Below are 20,667 nucleotides of genomic sequence, written 5' to 3'. Positions count from 1 at the left end.
CTCTCTGTGCGCCGGGCAGTGCCCGACGACGACGCAGCCTCAGTGTGTCACCGACCCCACCACCGGGAGAAGTACTGAGGCGGGGATCACGCGTGCGGGTGCTGTTGTGGCCAGTGGGGTGGCGGCGGCATAGTGCTGGTGATGAGCGATGTCACCCCGGGCGCTGCCGCCGGCACGGCGGGCGAGATGACCGATTGGGCCTGCCGTGCGGTGGCGGCGGTGCGCAGGCGAGCCCGCGGTCCGGCGCTGGAAGGGGACCTGCGGGTGACGCTGAACTTCCACCCCGACCGGCTCACGAATGGGCGGACGGTGCTGGCGCAGATGGCCGAGCACGGTACCTACCGCAGCCAGTTCGAGACCGGCACCTCCGCCGGTGGGCTGAGCGCCCACCCCGGCGGCGACCGGTGGCGCTGGGAGCAGCGGATCTTCGATGGCGCCTATGACGACGCACCACCGGCCCAGCGACCCAAGTACGGCGCGTTGAACCACCGCCGGCGCTCCATCGGGGCGGCCCCCCGGTTCGGGTCGGCCCACCTGCGTCTGGCCCGGCACACTCTGGCGCGCACCACGTTCTGCTTCCCGGATTCGGTGCTGAACCCGCAGGACTTCGCTACCGCCCAGTCCTGTGACCTGATTCCCCTGGCCGAGGAGTTCGCCGCAACGCCACGCACCGAGGCGCAGGAGGCGGCCCTGGGTGGTGCATTGGACGACTACATCGAGGCCCACGTGCACGGGCCGATCCACCTGGCAACCGACGTCGAGGCACTCGTCCTGGATCTCTGTTACGCCGGGACCCTGGTGCAGGATCAGGCGCACGCCCTCGGTGTGCCGGTGGAGTGGCACGAGGGTCGCGTCCTGACCGTCGCCGAGCTGCGGCGACATCCGGACTTCCGTGGTGCTGGGATCGTCGCCGTCGGTGAACAGATCGCCGAGGGCGGACGGTTGGATGCGGCGGTGATCGGACGTGCCGCGGCCACCGGGCGCGCGCACGAGCAGGATCTGAAGCGGGTCTGGCACCTGGTGGCGCGGTTCGGACGGTGAATGCGGCCGGCCCTGGCGCCCTATCCTGGGGTCGTGACCATCGCGCCGCAGACCTCCAGACCGGTACTCGTCGTTGACTACGGGGCCCAGTACGCCCAGCTGATCGCCCGCCGCGTCCGCGAGGCGGCGGTCTACTCCGAGATCATTCCGCGCACCACCACTGTGGAGCAGATGCTGGCGAAGGACCCGGCCGCGATCATCCTGTCCGGGGGCCCGGCCTCGGTGTACGCCGACGATGCTCCGTCGGTGGATCCGGCCCTGTTCACCGCCGGGGTCCCGGTGCTGGGAATCTGCTACGGGTTCCAGGTGATGGCCGCAGCCCTCGGTGGCACCGTGGCACGGACCGGGACCCGTGAGTACGGCGGCACGGTGGTCCAGGTACAGCACACCGGAACGCTGCTCGATGGGTCCACCCCGGAGCAGTCCACCTGGATGTCCCACGGCGATGCGGTACATGAGGCGCCGGAGGGGTTCACGGTGCTGGCCACCTCCGCGGGCTCCCCGGTGGCAGCGTTCGAGGATGCCGCCCGGGGCCTGTACGGGATGCAGTGGCACCCTGAGGTGCGCCACTCCGAACTGGGCCAGGCCACGCTGGAGAACTTCCTCTACCGCGGGGCCGGGTTGGCAGCGGAGTGGACCGCGGGAAATGTCGTGGCCGAGACCGTCGAAGCCATCCGTGCCCAGGTGGGCACCGATCGGGTGATCTGCGGGCTGTCCGGTGGGGTCGACTCCTCGGTGGCCGCTGCCCTGGTGCAGGAGGCGGTCGGGGACCAGTTGACGTGCGTGTTCGTCGATCACGGTCTGCTGCGCGACGGGGAGGCGGAGCAGGTGGAGGAAGATTTCGTGGAGGCCACCGGCGTCAAACTCATGGTGGTCGATGCCCGGCAGCGCTTCCTCGATGCCCTGGCGGGGGTGAGCGACCCGGAGGAGAAGCGCAAGATCATCGGACGGGAGTTCATCCGGGTGTTCGAGCAGGCCGCCCGGGAGGTGGTCGAGGCCGCCGGGAGGTTCGACGACGAGGTGCGATACCTGGTGCAGGGCACGCTGTACCCGGACGTGGTCGAGTCCGGCGCTGACGGATCGGCCAACATCAAGTCCCACCACAACGTGGGCGGCCTGCCCGATGACCTGCAGTTCGACCTGATTGAGCCGCTGCGCACGCTGTTCAAGGACGAGGTGCGCGCGGTGGGTCTGGAACTGGGGGTGCCGGAGTCGATCGTGTGGCGCCAGCCGTTCCCCGGGCCCGGGCTGGGGATTCGGATCGTGGGGGAGGTGACCGGTGAGCGGTTGGACATCCTGCGCCGCGCCGACGCGATCGTGCGGTCCGAACTGACCCGCGCGGGCCTGGACCGGGACATCTGGCAATGCCCGGTGGTGCTGCTGGCCGCTGTGCGCTCGGTGGGGGTCCAGGGTGATGGGCGCACCTACGGCCACCCGATCGTGTTGCGGCCGGTCTCCTCCGAGGACGCCATGACGGCGGACTGGACCCGGTTGCCGTACGAGGTGCTCTCCCGGATCTCCACCCGGATCACCAACGAGGTGGCTGAGGTGAACCGGGTGGTGCTGGATGTCACCAGTAAGCCGCCGGGCACCATCGAGTGGGAGTGAGCCGGGCGGGGCCCGGCTGACTGTGTTCGATATGATGGGACATGGCCACCTGGGACGAGGTCCGAAGGATCGCCAACGCGCTACCCGAGGCCGAGCAGCGCGAGGACAGGCACGAGTGGCGCGTGCGGTCGAAGTTGTTCGCGTTGGAGCGTCCGCTGCGCAAGTCCGATCACGAGGCACTCGGTCAGGCTGCGCCACAGGGTCCCATCCTGGGCGCGTACGTGCCCGATCTGGGCGTGAAGGAGATGCTGTTGTCCACCTCGCCCGAGGTGTACTTCACCACGCCGCACTTCGACGGATTCCCCATGGTGCTCGCCCGGCTAGTGGAACTGCCGGCCGACGAACTCCACGAACTGATCGTCGAGGCCTGGCTGTCCCGCGCTCCCAAGCGGACGGCCCGGGCCTATTTGGCTGAGCGGGGGCTCGATGGCGCAGGTTGAGCCGCCGGGTCGGTGCGACCGGGACGCCGAGCCACCACGAATACCCGGCGGAAGGGCAGCACGGTGCCGTGCTCGGTCTCGGGGTAGGCCTGCCGCAACGCCGCGCCGTACTCGGCGCGGAACCGCTCGAGCAACTGCGGCGGCAGGGCCGCGAGGACCTCGCGCGCGCCGGTCGCGCTGATCCAGGTCAGCACCGGGTCGGGTCCGGTCAGGACGTGCAAGTAGGTGGTCTCCCAGGCGTCCACCCGCCACCCCCGCGCGGCCAGGGCCTCCAGATAGACGTCGGGGTCGTGCGCCTCGGGAAAGGTCACGTTCTCGGTGTACGCGGCATAGGGGTCGCTCCTGGTCAGGCTGCGTAGCAACCGGTGGCTCGGGCCATCGAAGTTGCCCGGCACAGAGAACGCCAGTGTGCCCTGATCGGCGACGTGCTCGGTGAGGTCGCGAAGCAGGTCCAGGTGACCGGGCACCCATTGGAACGTGGCGTTGGAGATCAGCAGATCCACAGGCACCGGGGGGCGCCAGGTGCGCAGGTCGCCCAGGTGATAGTGCACGCCGGGGGCTTGGTGCTCGGTCCGGGCTCGCTCGATCATCTCGGCCGAGGAGTCGAGCGCGTCGATGCGTGCGTGCGGCCAACGTGCCCGCAGGAGGCGCGACAGGTGGCCCGGTCCGCAGCCCAGATCGGCGATGGTGGCCGGTTCGGTGGGGACCCGGGCGAGCAGTTCGGTGAAGGGCCGGGAACGTTCGTCGGCGTAGTGCAGGTAGGTGGCCGGGTTCCAGTTCGCGCTCATCGGTGGCATTCTCCCTCCCCAATTATCTCGACGTCAAGATAAACGTCCTGGATCCCCCCAGCGCGTCCGGTCCCCACAAGCGCGTCGGGCCGCCCCCGGCCGCGCCCCCCGAGCACGCCCGCTCGCCACCGGCCGCGCCCAAACAATCCAATTGGTCCGTTACAGCGCCTGCGGGCTCGTTGTGAGCGCTACAACGATCCAATTGGACTGTTATGGCGCGCGGCGCGAGCGGCGCGGCGTGTGGGCGCTGCGTGAGCGGTCGCCGGGGCGGCGCGCTGGTTACAGTGAGTGGGTGCGCATCGTCCACATCTCCGACTGCTTCGCCCCACGGCTGGGCGGCATCGAGAACCAGGTCCAGGATCTGGGGATCCAGCAAGCGCGGGCCGGCCACGCCGTCCACGTCCTGACCGCCACCGCACAGCACCGTGCCGCGGTGCCACCGGGGCGTTCCCGGCACCGGTTCTCCAGCACCGAGGACGGTGGGCTGCGGGTGCACCGACTGGCCACCCCGGCTACCTTCGGGGTCCCGGTGCATCCGCGGGGACGAGCGCTGATCACCCGGGCGCTGCGGTTGCTCAAACCGGACGTGGTGCACGTGCACGCCGGGGTGGTCTCGCCCTTCGCCTACGCCGGCGCCATGGCGGCCCGGGATGTGGGCCTCCCGTTAGCCATTACCTGGCACTGCGTGCTCTCCGGTGCCCGGCACCTGCTGGGCTGGGGCGCACGGGCGACGCAGTGGGACACCGCAGCGTTCGCTCCCAGCGCGGTCAGTGGCTTGGTGGCCGGGCAGGTCGCCCAGGCATTGGGTCGCTCGGACGTGCAGGTGGTGCCGAACGGATTGGACCTGGCCCCCTGGCGCGGGGTAGCCGTCCGACCCGAGCCCGGTGCCGAGCCCGGCGTGCTGCGTGTGGTGGCGAGCCAGCGGATGGCCTCGCGCAAGCGAACCGTGCCCCTGATCCGGGTGATCGCCCAGGTACACGAGCGCCTCGGCCGCACCGAGCGGGACACCCCACGTATCCACCTGACGCTGGCCGGGGACGGGCCCGGCATGGCCGCGGTGCGTTCGCGGGTCGCCGCCGCCGAACTGGACGATGTGATCACCTTGCTGGGCAGGGTGCCCCGCGACGTGCTGCCGACCCTCTACCGGGCGCAGGACGTATTCGTTTCCCCGACTTCCCTGGAGGCCTTCGGACTGGCCGCACTGGAGGCCCGTGCAGCCGGTCTTGCCGTGGTGGGCATGCGGGACAGCGGGATCGCCGAGTTCATCACCGACGGTGTCGAAGGCCTGCTGGTCCGCGGTGACGCCGGTATGGCCGACGCGCTGGTGCGGCTGGCGCGTGAGCCCGGGTTGCTCCGCACGATCACCACCAACAACCGGGCCGAACCGCCGGCGCTGGGTTGGCCGGATGTGCTGGAACGGGTGGACGGGCTGTACCAGCGTGCCCGCGCTCTGCCACGCTCCACCGAGACCGGTCGCCGCCGGTGAGACCTGCCGCAGCCGAGGCCGGCCTCGCGGCGTTAGACCGGCCTGGAGCGGGGCAGGTCACCCCACCGGTCCGCCGGGCGCGGCGCTTGTCACTGGCCCTGCCGACCCTGTCCGCCCTTGCGCTCGCGGCTGGAACTGCGCAGGGCCGACACGGCGGACCCGATCAGTAGCCCGAACCCTGCAATGATGAACAGCGAGATCAGGGCGATCTCCAGGTCGACCCGTCGGCCGGTGGCCACGGCGATCGCACCCAGGCCAACCAGAACCGCGACCAGGCCCCAGACCATCGTGCCGGTGCGGGCCGGAGGGGGACCCTGCGGGCTCCCGGGGTTGGCGTAGCCGTGCGGTTCGGTCACGGCGCCATCCGCCGCCGGCGGGGACGTGGAAATCGGTTCGGTCGGTCTCATCGTGCTTCACCCCTCGTGTGAAATCGTTGGTCGTTCGGTCGCCTTCTCAGCCTGTTTCGGTTCCCGCCGGGGGTACCTGCCGGATCACGATCGCCCCGGCCCCCACCGCCACGTCAAGTTCAATATCGGGCGAGCCCGATCCGCCGGCGGAGCGCAGGGAGAGGTCCCGTAGCAGGACCACATCGGCGTCGGTGCGGACGCGGGCGCTCTCGGCGAACCAGGTGCCCGGCTGCTCCACCCGCAGCGATCCGGTGCCTTGGACATTGACGTCCACGTCCAGGCCCTGCGGAACGTCCAGGACCAGTTGCCCGGCGGCCAGGGTGATCTCCACCGGCTCGGCCAGCGACGTGTCGGGAGGTAGCGCGCTCAGGTCGGCTCGCAGTCTTCCGGCCGTGTGGACGTGTCCGGCCTCCAGGGCGTCCGCCGAGGACGGTGCCCAGTAGGCATCCCCGACATTGCCCGGGGCCAGGGTGAGCGCGTCGCGCACCTGGGGGGCGACCGCCAGCGCCAGGGTCAGCGGTACCACAACCAGGGCGACCAGCACGGACCAGCCGCCGAGGGCCCCGGCGCGCCGGCCCCGTGCGCCGTTGATCACCAGGCCCACGCCGAGTACGGACAGAACCACGCCCCCGCTCAGCAGCCAGAGCGAGACCTCCCACTCCAGCATCCGGCCCAGGATCTGCACCACGGCCATCCCGACCAGGGCAAGCCCGGCGATCGCGTAGACGATCGAACGGTGGCGCCCGTCCGGCGGAGCCGACGACGGAACGTACGCGGGTGCGCTCGTCGCCGTCGGGGTGCTCGCCGCGGCAGCGCCGGGCCGGGCTCCGTAGGTGCCAGCGGTACCGCTGTGGCCGGTCGATCGGGAAGGGTCGTGCCCGACTCCGTACCCGCCGGCGGACCTGGCAAGGGCGGGAGGCGGTGGTGCAGGACGAGGCTCCGACGCGGGACCACCCGGCGCGCCGGAGGATGGAGCGGAAGGCGCGGATCCGCCCGGATCCGGTGAGGCGGGCGGGGTACCCGTCCCCGGGGCGGGCGCGTCACCACGTTCACCTCGGGCCCTGGGCAGGATCCACAGCAGCACCACCAGCACCAGCGCGGTGACGACCAGGAACCCGAAGGTGGCCCACGGGTCCCCCCACCAGAACCCGTGCCACCACAGGCCGGGCCGGTTCAGACCGATGATCACCAGCACCAGCGCCCCGGCCAGTCCGGCGTCGAACCGGCCACGCAGGGCTTCCTGCAGGTGGATCCGGCCGTCGGACTCCTCGGCGAGCAGCGCCCAGCCGAGGCCGTACAAGAGCAGACCGAGCCCACCGAAGAAGGTGAGCACCACGAACGCCCCGCGCACCAGCAGCGGGTCGACGTCGAGACGGCGCGCCACTCCGCCGGCGACGCCACCGATCCAGCGGTCGGCGGTGCGGATCCATCCGCTGCGGCGCAGGGAGTCGAAGAAGGAGGCACCGGGGCCTCCGTGGCCGGGTCGTTCGGCCCCGGTGCCCGGACTGTGCTCATGGGCGTACTCGGCGCCACCGGACGGCGCGTGCTCGTGCCCGGGCGGGCCCTGCGGTACGACAGGGTCTTGCCGACGGTCGTGATCCATACCCGACAGTCAACTCCGGTGCCACCGACGGGCACCATCGGGGATCACCCTGACCTGCCCCTGGATTACGCTTCCTGAAGCCGGGAGATCGGCCCGGGGGTCCCCTGATTTGCTGGTTCTGCCCTGCCGCTGTGCCGACCCGCGTGACACGATGACGGAGTGAATGCACCCGCACCGGCAGTCGCGAGCAGCCGGGCCAGGCCACCCCTGCGCCGCCCGGAGCGTGGCCGGATCCTGTCCGGCGTATGCGCCGGGCTTGCGGTGCACCTGGACGTTCCGGTGCGCACCATCCGATGGATCTTCGCTCTCACCACCCTCGCAGCCGGTGCCGGGGCGCTGATGTACCTCTGGCTGGCCCTGACCGTCCCCCACGGCTCGGCGAGTGCGCAGCCCCCGCGCCTGGCGCGGCTGATTCCGGCCCTTCGCACGCCGGCCACCCAGGGCGTCGTCGGCCAGGTGTCCCTGGGTGGGATTCTGCTGCTGATCGCCGCGAGCCTGGTGGCGATCCGGTTCGGGGCCGACGCGATGGGCACCTGGCTGCTCCCGGTGGTGGTGTTGCTGGCGGGGGCCGCGCTGGCGTGGAGCCAACTCGATTCCGTCGGTGGCGCCGGTGAGGGGAACCAGTCCCGAGGCGCTGTGCTGGTGCGTGTGGGCGGTGGCGTGGCGTTGTCGGTGGTCGGCGTGGTGCTGCTGATCGGACAGGGGCAGGGCGCCGGCCAGGTGCTGCGCGGCCTGCTCGCCGGGATGGTGGTGCTGGCCGGTGCGGCACTGGTGCTGGCGCCGTGGTGGCTGCGGTTGTGGCGCGAACTCATCGCCGAACGGGCCGCACGCGCCCGGGAGTCCGAGCGGGCAGATATCGCCGCCCACCTGCACGACTCGGTCCTGCAGACCCTCTCGTTGATCCGGTCCCGCAGCCACGACCCGGTCATGGTTCAGCGCCTGGCCCGGGCCCAGGAGCGGGAACTACGGGACTGGCTCTATCGGGATCGCCCCGAACCGGGTGACTCCATCGCGGCGGACCTGAGTAGCCTGGCGGCCGAGGTGGAGGACTTGCACGGGGCGGTCATCGACGTCGTCACCGCCGGCGACGGCTCGCCGTCGGCCGGCACCGAACCGCTGATGGCTGCGACCCGGGAGGCGCTGGTGAACGCCGTGGTGCACGGGGCCGCACCGGTGTCGCTCTACGTGCAGGTGAACGAGACGGCCACCGAGGTGTTCGTGCGTGACCGTGGTGAGGGGTTCGACACGGAACAGGTCGGTGCCGACCGGCACGGCGTGCGCGATTCGATCATCGGGCGGATGCACCGCCACGGGGGTAGCGCCCAGGTGCGCAGTGATCCCGGCCGCGGCACCGAGGTGCACCTGCGGATGCCGGTCAATGGAGGGAAGCAAGGATGAGTCAGGGACTGCGGGTGGTGCTGGTCGATGATCACCGGCTGGTGCGCACCGGCGTGCGCGGCGAACTGGGCGAGGGCCTGGAGGTCGTCGGGGAGGCCGAGGACGTGCCCGGGGCGATCGCGGTGGTGCGGGATGCCCTGCCGGACGTGGTGCTCCTGGACGTGCACCTGCCCGGGGGCCGTGGTGGCGGGGGAGCGGAGGTGATCGCCGGATGCGTCGACCTGCTCGATCGGGTGCGATTCCTGGCGCTGTCGGTCTCCGATGCCGCCGAGGACGTGGTTTCGGTGATCCGGGCCGGGGCCCGGGGATACGTCACCAAGTCCATCGATGGAGCCGAATTGTCCGATGCTGTGCGCCGGGTGGCCGAGGGGGATGCGGTCTTCTCCCCGCGCCTGGCCGGCTTTGTCCTGGACGCCTTCGGCACCGCCGCCTCCGATGTAGCCACCCACGACGACGAACTGGACCGGCTCTCGGCCCGGGAGCAGGAGGTGATGCGGCTGATCGCCCGCGGATACACCTACCGGGAGGTCGGCTCGGAACTGTTCATCTCCATCAAGACCGTGGAGACCCACGTCTCGGCGGTGCTACGCAAACTGCAGCTGTCCTCCCGCAACGAACTCACCCACTGGGCGGCGGCTCGCCGGTTGCTGTGATGTGGGCCGCACCTGGACCGGCGGGGCGCCGGTGCGGGCCGGGACATCGGTAGTGGCCAGTAGGGTGCAGGCATGGAAACTGTGTACCTGATTCTCGTGGTGCTGCACCTGCTCGGCTGGGCGATCGCCTTCGGCGGGGTAGTCGCCGGCATGCGCAAGCCCGTGCTCAACTCCGGGGTGCTGCACGGTGTGCTCACCGCCCTGTTCACCGGCATCATCCTGGTCGGGGTGGCCTCGGCGGGAGTGGCTGGACCGGACATCAACCACACCAAGATCACGGTGAAGCTCATCATCGCCCTCGCGATCACCGCGATGGTGATCTTCGGCGGACGCAACCATGAGAAGACGATCGCCCGCGGTTACCTCGGCGGGATCGCCGGTCTGATCGCAGTGAACGTGGCACTCGCCGTTCTGTGGTGAGGTAACCGGGAGGACGTCGGCGTCACTGCCGGCCGGGCGAATACCAGGGGGATCGAGCGTGCTCAGCGAACTGAACCACGCGGTGCGCTCCGGTGACCCCTTGGCCGCCCGCCGCGTGCTGGGGGCGCTCGCCGAAGCCGGCAGCGCCGGTCGCGAGGACGACGGTACGAACCACGACGACACGAACCCACCGGTCATGCCGGCACGGGTGCTCGAGACACTGGCGCAGGTGGCCGCTGCCGGGGGTGACGGCGCACCGCTGGCGACGGAACTACTGATCGAGAACCTCGATGCCTCCGGTTTGGTGCGCCGGTTCGCCCACCAGGCACTACTGGATCACGCTGCGGTGGACGACGTGACGCAGGACAGCCTGATCTCCATCGCCGAATCCATCGGGTCGTTCCGCGGTAACTCGCAACTGAGCACGTGGGTGCACCGGATCGTGCGCAACCGGGTAGTCGATCATCTGCGGCGGCAACGCGCCACTGCGCCGTTGCCCGCCGATGACGTGGGTCCGGGCGTGCGGATCAGTTCGGTGATCGCCACCCGCGCCACGATCACCGAGGTGCTCGGCTTGCTGCCGGCTCACTATCGTGAACCCGTGGTGCTGCGCGATGTCCAGGGCCTGTCCTACACCGAGGTGGCGCAGCGGCTGGGTGTGGGCCTGAGCGCCACCAAGTCCCGGATCGCCCGTGGCCGCGCCCTGGTCGCGGCGCACTGGCATGAGGGTGACGATCGAGCCCGCCGGTCAGGGAGGTGCCCATGAGTAACCAGGTGGGCCGGTACCGGCTGGAGGGCGTGATCGGGGTGGGCTCCTTCGCCACGGTGCACCGGGCGGTGGACACCCGCCTGGATGATGTGGTGGTGGTGAAGATGCTCGCCGAGAATCACAGCCTCAATCCGGAGGTGCGGGAGCGGTTCATCGCTGAGGGGCGCAGCCTGCGCCGGATTCGCAGTCCGCACGTGATCGCGATCCACGACATCGGTGAGTCCGAGCGCCAACAGCCCTACCTGGTGCTCCAGCACGCCGACCGTGGCACGTTGGCCGAGCGGGTGGGCTACCTGCGCACCCGGGGTTGGTCACCAGCCCGCGCGGATGTGCTGACCGTTGCCCGATCGCTGGCTGCCGCGATCAAGGCGGTGCACCGAGCCGGCCTGGTGCACCGGGACCTGAGCCCGGGCAATGTGCTGCTCACCAGCGAACCAGACCCCGGCGGTGCGGACCGTGGTGACGGTGCACGCGCCGCCGTGGTGGCCCCGGGAGAGCGGCTGGTGGTCGCCGACCTGGGCATGTGCAAGGACCTCGCCCTGAACTCCGGGCTGACCGTGGCCGGTGGCACCGCCGGCTTCCGACCGCCGGAACAGCAGGGCCCGGGCATCATCGATACCCGGGCGGATCTGTGGGCTATGTCCGCCCTGCTGCTGTGGCTGTGCCACCAGGGCGGCAGCGGCGGCGCGGAGTTGCCCGAGGCGCTGTTCGAGGCCCTACGCCGCAGCACCGCCACCGACCCCGCCGACCGGCACCCGGACGTGGCCTGCTGGCTCGCCGACGTCGAAGCTGCCTCGATGCCACCGGCACCCACTGCGGTATCGGCACCACCGGCACCTGCCGGCCATGCGCCCTCTGAGCCACGTGATCCCGGCACCGACGCGGCAGCACCGACGTCTGCAGATGCCGGAGCATCCGGCGCCGCCTCCACGAGCGCACCCAGCCGCCAGCCCCGACACCGCCGCCGGTGGCCCCTCTTCACCGTCGCGCTGCTCGCCGTGGTCCTCGCCGCCGGTGCCGGTTGGCTCGCCGGTTCCCTCCTCGGTCCAGGCCCCACGGACCGTTCGGGTCAGGCCGGCATTGCCATCACTGGTCCCAGCGAGGTAGCGGTGGGACAACCGGCCACCTTCTCCGCCGAGGCCGACCAGGTGGAGGGTTGGGTGTGGACGCTGCCCACCGGACAACACCTGGTGGACCACCCGAGCGTCTCCATCACCGCTGCCGCACCCGGACGGGCAACCGTGGTCCTGCGAGCGCGCGCCCCGGATGGCACCGACCTGGAGGCAGTGCACCACCTCACTGTCACCGAGTGAGCCATCTCACACTCGGGTCGTGCAACTTTTCAGCCCTGGCATGCGACTCACGGGCGAGACTCACCACCCAACAGCAAGGAGAGCCCTGTGACCACCTCCCGTATCTCCCCGTCCCGGCGCCTGCTCGGCGCGATTGCCGGTGTGACCCTGGCCGCCGGCACCCTGGCTGCCTGCGGTCCCGAGGATTCCGCCGAGTTCGACCCCGCCGACCAGACCCAGGAGCCCGCCGAGGATGCGGAGCAGGCGCCCGATGTGGCGGATGGCCCTGACGGAGACGAACAAGACGCGGACGACGACGAGAAGGGAACCGCCGACGACGCCCAGGCAGAGGAGGTCGACGCGGCCTCCGGCGGCACTTATGTGCGCGGCCCCGAGGACGCCGCCGCGACCATCACCTATGACCTGCCGGACGGCGAGATGCAGGTCACCGTCGGGCTGCACTCCCTGCAGGTGGAGGGCGACGTCATGCGCCTGGACCTGTCCTTCAGCCCGGAGGGTGGCCGCGATAGCGACTACACCCTCTACACCCTCAACCAGAATCGCAGGCTCCGGCCCGTCCTGAACGACCGGGAGAACCTCAAGCAGTACTCGGTCCTGGAGGGAAGCGGCGACACCTGGAGTTCCGACTCCACTCCCGCGGGGACCAAGGTCGAGAGCGGCCAGACGCTGATGTACCACGCCTACTACGCCGCACCCGAGGACGACATCGACACCATCGACGTCCTGGTGATCGACGGTCTGGTGGAGTTCTCCGACGCGCAGGTCGAGTGGTGAGTCGGATGCGGACCCTGCACACGGCCCGACCTACCGGCGAGGTCCAGCCGAAAGGTTCCGCGCTGCGGTTGCCTGGGCTGCAGCGCGGCATCCGGTCCGCCTGCGCGGCGCTGCTGCTGGTGATGGCCACCGGTGCGGCCGCTACGGCAGTCGTGGATGACGGCCCGCCCCCGGAGCCGGAGGGCGGGGTCTCCGGTAGCGACAAACGTGGTTCGGTGCGCGTCTTCAGCACCGACGCCGTGCGCGTCTTCAGCACTGATGCCGTGCGCGTCTTCAGCATCGATGGCAGCGTGACCAGCCTCGGCGACGGTGTCGAGGTCGTCGGCGACACGTCGGTGATCTCGTTATCCTCGGACCTGTTGTTTCCGCCGAACAGTTGGGAGCTACCGGTCAGCGCCCCGGGCAAGATCGCCGATCTGGTCTCCGACGTGCCCCAGGGGGCAACCGTGCAGGTGACCGGGCACACCGATTCGGTACCCACCGGCGCAGACTTCGACAACGTCGAACTGTCGCAAGAACGCGCTGAGGCCGTCGCCGGCGCCCTGCGCGATGAACGGCCCGATCTGGACCTGGAGGTCTCCGGGGTGGGGGACGCCGAACCGGCCGAGCGGGAGGACCCGGACGACCCGTCCACCTTCGCGGCCAACCGCCGGGTGGAGATCGCCTACGAGGGGTGAGGTACGCCGTCGCCGGCCCTGCTACTGCTGCTCGGCGAGCGCGCTGAGCGGGTTCGCATCGGCCGGCACCCGCTCACCCTCGGCGACCGGCCCGGGGGGTGAGCCCTCACCGAAGGGACGCCCACCGAGTTCCTCCCGTCCGTGCGGGCTCAGCCAGTCGGCCAGTTCCGGTCCGGTGGGCACGATCTGGGAGGGATTGATGTCGGTGTGCACCACGTAGTAGTGCTCCTTGATCTGGGTGAAGTCCACCGTGTCCCCGAAGCCCGGGGTCTGGAACAGGTCCCGGGCGTAGGCCCACAGCACCGGCATCTCGGTGAGTTTCGCCCGGTTGCACTTGAAGTGCCCGTGGTAGACCGGATCGAACCGCACCAGCGTGGTGAACAGGCGCACATCGGCCTCGGTGATGGTGTCCCCGACCAGGTAGCGCTGGGTGGCCAGGCGCTCGCTGAGGGAGTCCAACGCCGCGAACAGGCGGTGGTAGGCCCGCTCGTAGGCCTCCTGGGAGCCGGCGAACCCGCACCGGTACACCCCGTTGTTCACCTCGGTGTAGATCTCCTGGGCGATCCGGTCGATCTCCTCCCGGTGCGCCTCCGGATACAGGTCCGGGGCACCCTCGCGGTGGAACGCGGTCCACTCGGTGGAGAAATCCAGGGTGATCTGCGGGTAGTCATTGGTGACCACGGCACCGGTGGGCACGTCCACGATCGCGGGCACGGTGATGCCCTTGGGATAGTCGGGGAACCGAGCGAAGTAGGCCTGCTGCAACCGTTCGATCCCCAGCACCGGGTCCACCCCGCCGGGGTCGAGGTCGAAGGTCCAGGAGCGGGAGTCGTGTGTGGGCCCGGGCATCCCCAGGGAGATCGCGTCCTCCAACCCCAGTAGCCGCCGCACGATAATGGTGCGGTTGGCCCACGGGCAGGCCCGTGCCGCGACCAGCCGGTACCGGCCGGCCTCGACCGGGTAGCCGTCCCGCTCATCGGCGGTGATCCGGGTCTCGATGTAGTCGGTGTCGCGGTTGAACTCCTCGCCCGCGGTGACGTAGGACCCCTCGGTGCTGTACTCATCCTGGCTCATACCCCCAGCGTAGGTGCGTCCCCCCGAGCGTGCAGGTGCAGTTCCTCCGCGGGTGTCCAGCGCGGGTAACCGCTATCCTGGGGGCGTGACGAACAACGAGATTCCCCAGGTGTCCCTGTCCGATAGCACATCCATCCCCCAGCTCGGGTACGGGGTCTGGCAGGTGCCCGACGACGAAGCACAGGGTGCCGTCGAGCACGCCCTGTCGGTGGGGTACCGGATGATCGACACCGCCCAGGCCTATGAGAACGAGGCCGGCGTGGGCCGGGCGCTCCGGGCCAGTGGCCTCTCGCGCGATGAGGTCTACGTGACCACCAAACTCGCCAACCCCGACCAGGGCTATGACTCAACGATGCGCGCCTACGACGAGAGCCTGGCGCGCCTGGGTCTGGAGACGGTGGACCTGTACCTGATCCACTGGCCGCTCCCGTCCCAGGACAACTACTCCGCCACCTGGAAGGCCCTGGTGGCGTTGCAGGAGGAGGGTCGGGTGCGCTCCATCGGGGTGTCCAACTTCCACGAGGCGCACCTGGACCGGATCATCGACGAGACCGGAAACGCACCGGTGATCAACCAGGTCGAGATGCACCCCTACCTCCAGCAGGCCGACCTCCGGGCGATCAACGCCGACCGGGGCATCGTGACCCAGTCCTACTCCCCGCTGGGTAGCGGGAAGGGTCTGCTCGAGGATGCGGACCTGACCACGCTGGCCGAGACCAAGGGCGTGACCAGCGCTCAGTTGGTGCTCGCCTGGCACCTTGCGCTCGGTGTGGTCACCATCCCCAAGTCCGTCACCCCGGCACGCATCGAGGAGAACCTCGGGGCAGCCGGTGTGGAACTGACCGAGGAGGAGTTGGCCACGATCGCCGCCCTGGACCGCGGCGTGCGGTTCGGTGGGGACCCGGACAAGGGCTGAGCCGAACGGCTGGGGCCGGCGCCCGAATGCCTGTGGGCGCCGGCTCACACCCAGTTCGGCAGCCACATGTGCAGGTGCCAGATCGAATAGGGCACCCATTGGTTGGTCCAGACCGGCCAGAACCATGCGCTGACCGCCAGGGCGAGCACCACGATCAGCGTGGCCACCCAGATCCCGGGCCGGCGCTGCGGTAGTGGTACCGAGGCCGGACCGAGCAGTTCCCCCAGGGCGTAGGTCAGGGCGAGCACCACGAACGGCACCAACGCCACGGTGTAGAAGGTGAAGATGGTGCGCTCGGTGTACAGCAGCCACGGGGCGTAGGTGGCCAGGTACCCGGCCAGGATCGCCCAGGCCCGCCAGTCCCTGCGCACCAGGGCCGACCACAGCACCAGCACCAGCGCCAGGGCCGCGCCCCACCAGATCACCGGGTTGCCCAGTGAGGTGATCGCTGCCGCGCACTTCTCCGCCCCGCACACCTCCCGGGCACCGTCCTCGGCCTCCAGGGTGCGCCAGGCGAAGGATGTGGGCCGCCACTGGATCAGCCACCCAGCCGGGTGGGCCTGGTAGGTGTGTTCGGACGTCAGACCGGTGTGGAAGTCCCACATCCGCAGGTGGTACTCCCACAAGGAGTTCAGCGCGTCCGGCAACCAGGTGCGTACCGGCTCGGCGGCCACCGCGTTGACATCCCGGGCCCAGTACCGGTTGTAGGACTCGGGGTGGGCGAACCAGTTCGCCCAGGTGGCCAGGTAGGCCGCTGCGGCGGCGGGCACCATCGTGAAGAAGGCCGGCGCACCGTCCCGCAGCACGCCCGAACCGGCCCAGAACCGCACCCCGATGGCATGGCGGGCGCTGATGCTCCAGGCCACCGCGAACACCCCGAACACCGCGACGGCGTAGATCCCGGACCACTTCACCCCGGTGCCGAGTCCGCCCAGCACACCGGCGGCGAGCAGCCACCAACGCATCCCCGCCGGTGGCCCCCACGCATGGGCGTAGCCGCCGTGGGAGGTCAGTTCCCGCGCCCCGGTACGGGCCAGGCGGCGCCGGTGGGAGTCTCGGTCCAGCAACAGCGCCCCGAAGGCCGCCACGATCCAGAACTGCAGGAAGATGTCCAGGATCGAGATCCGCGACATGACCAGGTGCACCCCGTCCACGGCCAGGAGCAGACCCGCCACCGCGCCCAGCAGGGTGGAGTTGAACAACCTCCGGCCGATACGCACCAGCATCAGCACGCTCAGCGCTCCGACGATCGCCGCGCCGAAGCGCCACCCCACCGGGTTGTCCACCCCCACCAGGCGCATCCCGAGCGCGATCATCCACTTACCCAGCGGCGGATGCACCACGTAATCGGCCTGCGGGTTCAGGTCGGAGAAGTCCCCGACCTCGAAGGCGGAATCGGCGTCCTCGTTCCACACCCCCTCATAGCCCAGCGCGAGCAGTGAGTAGGCCTGCTTGACGTAGTAGGTCTCGTCGAACACCAACCGTCCGGGGCGGTCCAGGTGCACCAGGCGCAGGACGGCCGCGAGGGCGGCGACCACCAGGGCCACCACCCAGCCGACCCACGAGCGACCGCTGACCGGGGTGAGCAGCCGGGCAAGCAGGTCCCGCTCCACCGCCTCGGGCGACCGCCCGGCGCTGGGCGGTGGGTCGGTCTGCAGCCGCCGGCGCCACCGGGTCGGCCAGGTGCGTACAGCCCTCAGGTCCGGCAGTCGCCGTCGATCCTCCCGTGCCCGTCCGGGCACCGCGGCACCGCCGGTGGCGGAATGGCGGGCGGCAGGCACGCAGGTGAGTCTAGGTGGGGCACACTGGGATGGTGAGCGTGAGGGACGACGGCGATGCGCGCCCGGCCGCGGACGGCGGGCCTGGCCGGGTGGGTGCCCGGGAAGACGGTGCGACCGGGTCGATCACGTTGGCGGGAACCCCGATCGGTAACGTCGCCGACGCCTCGCCGCGGCTGAGCCGCCTCCTGGAGAGCGCCGACCTGATCGCCGCCGAGGACACCCGCCGTCTCCGCGACCTTGCCGGCCGGCTGCAGGTGGAGGTGACGGCCAAGGTGGTCTCCTACCACGAGCACAACGAGACCGCCCGGGCGGCCGAACTGGTGGCCGAGGCGGCAGCCGGTGCCACCGTGCTGGTGGTCTCCGACGCGGGCATGCCGGGAGTGTCCGACCCCGGGTACCGCGTGGTACGCGCGGCGGCGCAGGCCGGCGTGCCGGTCACGGCTGTGCCCGGACCGAGCGCGGTCCTGACTGCGCTCGCCCTGTCCGGGCTGCCCAGTGACCGGTTCACGTTCGAGGGCTTCCTGCCCCGCAAGCCGGGGGAGCGCGCCCGCGTGCTCGCGGCGCTGGCCACCCAGGAACGCACCATGGTCTTCTTCGAGTCCCCCCGCCGGGCCGGGCCCACGCTGGAGGCCATGGCCCGGGCATTCGGTGCCGACCGGGCCGCGGCGGTGTGCCGGGAGTTGACCAAGACCCACGAGCAGGTTCGGCGCGGCACCCTGGACGAGTTGGCGGCGTGGGCCGGGCAGGGGTTGCTGGGGGAGGTGACCGTGGTGGTCGCCGGTGCCGAGCCGACGATCCCCGATGCCGCCGACGCCCTGGATGCGGTGCTGGACCGGGTACAGGGCGGCCAGCGGCTCAAGGACGCCGCCACCGAGGTCGCCGCACTCACCGGGGCCAGCAAACGGGAACTGTACGAGGCGGCCCTGCAGGCCCGCCGCCCCGACTGACCCAGCCGCCCCGCCCCCGGTTCACCCACCCGCCCGCGCACCCACCTATCCGCGCACCCACCCCGCCGTCGAGACCGGCCGGTTGCGGTGCCACCGGCCTCGCGTCCAACCGGTCGGGTGGTCGACCGGGCTGGACGCAGCGGACCGGCAGGGCAGGATGGTGGCATGGCAGAACCGAGCAAGTGGGTCCCGATGACCCAAGCGAACCCCGACCACTCCACCTGGTACATCGAGCGCTTCCGCGCCATGGCGGCCGCCGGGGCCGACCTCGTGGGGGAGGCGCGGTTGATCGACGCGATGGTCCCGCGCGGCGCCCGGGTGCTGGACGCCGGGTGCGGGCCCGGGCGGCACGGTGGCTACCTCGCCGAGGCGGGCCACGAGGTGGTCGGCGTGGACGTGGACCCGGTGCTCATCGCCGCCGCCAAGGAGGACTTCCCCGGGCCCACCTGGCTCGTGGGGGACCTGGCCGAGCTCGACCTTCCCGCCCGTGGCGTCTCCGAAGGGTTCGACGCGATCCTGTGCGCCGGCAACGTGATGACGTTCCTGGCCCCGAGCACCCGGCGGGAGACCCTGCGTCGGATGGCCCGGCACCTACGCGCAGAGGGTCGGGCGGCGATCGGCTTCGGCGCCGGCCGGGGCTATGACGTCGCCGACTTCCTCGATGACGCCCACGACGCCGGACTGGCCCCGGACCTGTTGCTGTCCACCTGGGACCTGCGCCCCTACACCGAGGACTCCGACTTCCTGGTCGCCCTCCTTCGCCACGCCTGACGCGCGGGTAAGGGGCGCCGGCCGGCGTGGGGCCACCCCGAGGAGTACGCGATCTCTCCGGCCACGGTTCGTGGCAGGCGGTACCGCCACGATCATGCTGCCCGCGCCGCCGCCCCGAGGGCCGCATCGGTATCGGCACCGACGAGGTCGGCGTTGATGTGCCCTCCGGCCAGGGCGCCGGCGGCGGCCGAGGCGCCCACCTGGGTCATCGGCTCGGCTGCGTTGCCGGCCACCCACACCCCGGGCACAGGCGTACTGCCGGCCATCTCGGTGACGAAGTGTCGGCCCGTCCCGCCGGGCAGGTCGGCCATCGGCAACTGCAGACCGTCCAGGCCCTCGGTGCGCACCCGCAACTGTGTCATCACCGTGAGCACCCGGCGGGCCACCACCGTGCCGTCGTCCAGCCGCACGCCGGCGATCCCGCCGGCCTCGTCCGCCACGACCTCGGTCACCGCCCCGTCGATCACCTCGATGCCCCGCACGGCGAACCGGGAACGGGTATCGGCATCGAGGTCTGTCCCGTTGGCGAAGACGATGACGTCCTCGCTCAACTGGCGGAACAGCAACGTGGCGTGTCGCGATCCCGGCCCGACGGCGAGGATCCCGATCGGCTCGTCGCGCAGCTCCCAGCCGTGGCAGTAGGGACAGTGCACCAGGCCGACGCCCCAGTGCTGAGCCAGACCGGGGATGTCGGGCAGCACATCGCGTACCCCGGTGGCGACCAGGATGCGGCGCGCGGTGAGCGTGCGACCGTCGGCCAGGGTGAGGGTGAAGCGGAGGTCGCCATCCGGGCCGGGGGCATCGGGGACGGCGGCGGCGACCGCACCGTCCACGACGAGCCCGCCGTAACTGCGGACCTCCTCGCGCCCGCGCCGGTACAGTTCGGCGGGCGCGATGCCCTCGAGTCCGAGCAGCCCGTGCACCCCTTCGGCCGGGGCGTTGCGCGGACTCGCGGAGTCGATGACGACGACGGTGCGGCGCGAGCGGGCGAGCGTCAGCGCGCCGTTCAGGCCGGCTGCCCCGCCGCCGATCACGGCGACGTCGACGAGCCCGGCCGGCAACTGGTCGTTCCAGGTCTTGGTGGTGGTCTGGTCCATGGTGTCTCCTGTTCGGGTGCTGGGCTCGCCACGCTATGCCTGCATTGCGGTGACGGCATAGCATTGTGCGTATGACGCAAGGAGATGGGGGACTGGAGGGCCTCGTGCGCAACCGGATCCGCGGTCTTCGGGTGTCGCACGGCTGGTCGCTGGAGGAACTGGTCACCCGGGCCAACCTCAGCGCCTCGACGCTCTCGCGCATCGAGACCGGGCAGCGGCGCCTCGCGCTGGACCAGCTCGTGGGCCTGGCCCGCGCCCTGGGTACCACCGTGGATCAACTGGTCGAGGCCGCTCCCGACGACGTGGTCATCTCCCCGGTCACCGACCGGAGCCACGGGTGGCTGCGTTGGCAGGTCCGGGCCGACCCCGGCATGACCGTGGTACGCCAGCGCCTGACCGAGCCGCCGGCGGCCAACCCGGCGCGGATGCACGCCCACCCCGGCCGGGAGTGGCTGGTGGTCATCTCCGGCACCGCGATCCTCATGCTGGGCCAGCGCCGCTACCGCCTCGAGACGAACCAGGCCGCCGAGTTCCCCACGATGCTGCCGCACGCACTCGGCGCCGAGCACGCCCCCACCGAGGTCCTGGGCATCTTCGACCGGGCCGCCCGCCGCGGCCACCGCGACGTCAAGCCCGCCTGAGATCGCGGCCCGGCATCCGAGATTCGTCCCCGTGCATGGGGCGGCGGCGACGTGGCCCCGGCG

General features: G+C 71.0%; 21 protein-coding genes. 15 read left to right on the top strand and 6 right to left on the bottom strand.

The features are described 5' to 3' along the window. Positions 1 to 141: 141 nt before the first annotated feature. The 3 genes from ACPL7H_RS07520 to ACPL7H_RS07510 are packed head-to-tail and all read left to right on the top strand — an operon-like array spanning position 142 to position 3,089. Entirely contained in the window at positions 142 to 1,041 is a 900-nt protein-coding gene (locus ACPL7H_RS07520) for a DUF3626 domain-containing protein (RefSeq protein WP_424796390.1), read from the top strand. A gap of 33 nt (positions 1,042 to 1,074) precedes the next feature. Beyond that, positions 1,075 to 2,649: a glutamine-hydrolyzing GMP synthase gene (gene guaA / locus ACPL7H_RS07515; RefSeq protein ID WP_424796389.1), complete on the top strand. Its 1,575-nt coding sequence runs from the start codon at positions 1,075 to 1,077 to the stop codon at positions 2,647 to 2,649. A gap of 41 nt (positions 2,650 to 2,690) precedes the next feature. Next, positions 2,691 to 3,089: an MmcQ/YjbR family DNA-binding protein gene (locus tag ACPL7H_RS07510; protein WP_424796388.1), complete on the top strand. Its 399-nt coding sequence runs from the start codon at positions 2,691 to 2,693 to the stop codon at positions 3,087 to 3,089. Here ACPL7H_RS07510 and ACPL7H_RS07505 read toward each other — a convergent pair. Then, positions 3,053 to 3,877, bottom strand: coding sequence for a methyltransferase domain-containing protein (locus tag ACPL7H_RS07505; RefSeq protein WP_424796387.1), 825 nt, complete (start codon positions 3,875 to 3,877; stop codon positions 3,053 to 3,055). The genes ACPL7H_RS07510 and ACPL7H_RS07505 overlap by 37 nt on opposite strands. Before the next feature lie 292 nt (positions 3,878 to 4,169). Between ACPL7H_RS07505 and ACPL7H_RS07500 the strand changes: the two genes are divergently transcribed. After that, positions 4,170 to 5,363: a glycosyltransferase family 4 protein gene (locus ACPL7H_RS07500; protein ID WP_424796386.1), complete on the top strand. Its 1,194-nt coding sequence runs from the start codon at positions 4,170 to 4,172 to the stop codon at positions 5,361 to 5,363. 89 nt (positions 5,364 to 5,452) lie between these two features. Here the strand turns inward: ACPL7H_RS07500 and ACPL7H_RS07495 are convergent, their stop codons facing one another. Together ACPL7H_RS07495 and ACPL7H_RS07490 are read right to left on the bottom strand one after the other, a co-directional pair. Next, complete coding sequence (locus ACPL7H_RS07495) at positions 5,453 to 5,719, bottom strand: hypothetical protein (RefSeq protein WP_424788944.1); 267 nt, start codon at positions 5,717 to 5,719, stop codon at positions 5,453 to 5,455. 97 nt (positions 5,720 to 5,816) lie between these two features. Further along, the gene (locus tag ACPL7H_RS07490) at positions 5,817 to 7,373 is read right to left on the bottom strand and encodes a PspC domain-containing protein (RefSeq protein WP_424796385.1); all 1,557 of its coding nucleotides are present in this window, start codon (positions 7,371 to 7,373) and stop codon (positions 5,817 to 5,819) included. 159 nt (positions 7,374 to 7,532) lie between these two features. On the opposite strand from ACPL7H_RS07490, the gene ACPL7H_RS07485 reads away from it, so the two are divergent. The 7 genes from ACPL7H_RS07485 to ACPL7H_RS07455 all read left to right on the top strand — a co-directional run bounded on the left by ACPL7H_RS07485 (position 7,533) and on the right by ACPL7H_RS07455 (position 13,377). Next, positions 7,533 to 8,771 carry a PspC domain-containing protein gene (locus ACPL7H_RS07485; protein ID WP_424796384.1) on the top strand — a complete coding sequence of 413 codons (1,239 nt, stop codon included), beginning with the start codon at positions 7,533 to 7,535 and terminating at the stop codon, positions 8,769 to 8,771. After that, entirely contained in the window at positions 8,768 to 9,424 is a 657-nt protein-coding gene (locus tag ACPL7H_RS07480; protein ID WP_424796383.1) for a LuxR C-terminal-related transcriptional regulator, read from the top strand. Before ACPL7H_RS07485 ends, ACPL7H_RS07480 begins: the two co-directional genes overlap by 4 nt. A gap of 72 nt (positions 9,425 to 9,496) precedes the next feature. After that, entirely contained in the window at positions 9,497 to 9,844 is a 348-nt protein-coding gene (locus ACPL7H_RS07475) for a hypothetical protein (RefSeq protein ID WP_424796382.1), read from the top strand. A 58-nt stretch (positions 9,845 to 9,902) separates the two neighbouring features. Further along, a complete protein-coding gene (locus ACPL7H_RS07470; RefSeq protein ID WP_424788939.1) occupies positions 9,903 to 10,610 on the top strand; it encodes an RNA polymerase sigma factor in 708 nt (235 codons plus the stop codon). Continuing rightward, the gene (locus tag ACPL7H_RS07465; RefSeq protein WP_424796381.1) at positions 10,607 to 11,926 is read left to right on the top strand and encodes a serine/threonine-protein kinase; all 1,320 of its coding nucleotides are present in this window, start codon (positions 10,607 to 10,609) and stop codon (positions 11,924 to 11,926) included. The genes ACPL7H_RS07470 and ACPL7H_RS07465 overlap by 4 nt, the downstream gene beginning before the upstream one ends. 87 nt (positions 11,927 to 12,013) lie before the next feature. Beyond that, positions 12,014 to 12,700, top strand: a complete 687-nt coding sequence (locus tag ACPL7H_RS07460; RefSeq protein ID WP_424796380.1) for a hypothetical protein — start codon at positions 12,014 to 12,016, stop codon at positions 12,698 to 12,700. Positions 12,701 to 12,705: 5 nt separating this feature from the next. Beyond that, positions 12,706 to 13,377 carry an OmpA/MotB family protein gene (locus ACPL7H_RS07455; protein ID WP_424796379.1) on the top strand — a complete coding sequence of 224 codons (672 nt, stop codon included), beginning with the start codon at positions 12,706 to 12,708 and terminating at the stop codon, positions 13,375 to 13,377. Between the two features lie 21 nt (positions 13,378 to 13,398). Here the strand turns inward: ACPL7H_RS07455 and ACPL7H_RS07450 are convergent, their stop codons facing one another. Next, a complete protein-coding gene (locus ACPL7H_RS07450; protein ID WP_424796378.1) occupies positions 13,399 to 14,451 on the bottom strand; it encodes a glutathione S-transferase family protein in 1,053 nt (350 codons plus the stop codon). Between the two features lie 85 nt (positions 14,452 to 14,536). Between ACPL7H_RS07450 and ACPL7H_RS07445 the strand changes: the two genes are divergently transcribed. Further along, positions 14,537 to 15,367: an aldo/keto reductase gene (locus tag ACPL7H_RS07445; RefSeq protein WP_424796377.1), complete on the top strand. Its 831-nt coding sequence runs from the start codon at positions 14,537 to 14,539 to the stop codon at positions 15,365 to 15,367. A 44-nt stretch (positions 15,368 to 15,411) separates the two neighbouring features. Here ACPL7H_RS07445 and ACPL7H_RS07440 read toward each other — a convergent pair whose 3' ends face one another. Next, entirely contained in the window at positions 15,412 to 17,148 is a 1,737-nt protein-coding gene (locus ACPL7H_RS07440) for a dolichyl-phosphate-mannose--protein mannosyltransferase (RefSeq protein ID WP_424796376.1), read from the bottom strand. 29 nt (positions 17,149 to 17,177) lie between these two features. On the opposite strand from ACPL7H_RS07440, the gene rsmI reads away from it, so the two are divergent. Next, on the top strand, positions 17,178 to 18,095 hold the full coding sequence (gene rsmI / locus ACPL7H_RS07435; RefSeq protein WP_424796375.1) for a 16S rRNA (cytidine(1402)-2'-O)-methyltransferase: 918 nt from the start codon (positions 17,178 to 17,180) through the stop codon (positions 18,093 to 18,095). Between the two features lie 165 nt (positions 18,096 to 18,260). Next, on the top strand, positions 18,261 to 18,866 hold the full coding sequence (locus tag ACPL7H_RS07430) for a class I SAM-dependent methyltransferase (protein WP_424796374.1): 606 nt from the start codon (positions 18,261 to 18,263) through the stop codon (positions 18,864 to 18,866). 92 nt (positions 18,867 to 18,958) lie between these two features. On the opposite strand, the gene ACPL7H_RS07425 is transcribed toward ACPL7H_RS07430, so the two are convergent. Further along, on the bottom strand, positions 18,959 to 19,963 hold the full coding sequence (locus ACPL7H_RS07425; protein ID WP_424796373.1) for an NAD(P)/FAD-dependent oxidoreductase: 1,005 nt from the start codon (positions 19,961 to 19,963) through the stop codon (positions 18,959 to 18,961). Positions 19,964 to 20,034: 71 nt separating this feature from the next. Between ACPL7H_RS07425 and ACPL7H_RS07420 the strand changes: the two genes are divergently transcribed. Further along, complete coding sequence (locus ACPL7H_RS07420) at positions 20,035 to 20,604, top strand: helix-turn-helix domain-containing protein (protein ID WP_424796372.1); 570 nt, start codon at positions 20,035 to 20,037, stop codon at positions 20,602 to 20,604. Positions 20,605 to 20,667: the final 63 nt, after the last annotated feature.

This window comes from Pseudactinotalea sp. Z1732 (genome assembly GCF_049724975.1).
In the GTDB taxonomy this organism is placed as follows: domain Bacteria; phylum Actinomycetota; class Actinomycetes; order Actinomycetales; family Beutenbergiaceae; genus CALKWS01.
Note: the sequence above shows the minus strand (reverse complement) of the source record. Positions and strands in the feature narration are given on the sequence as shown.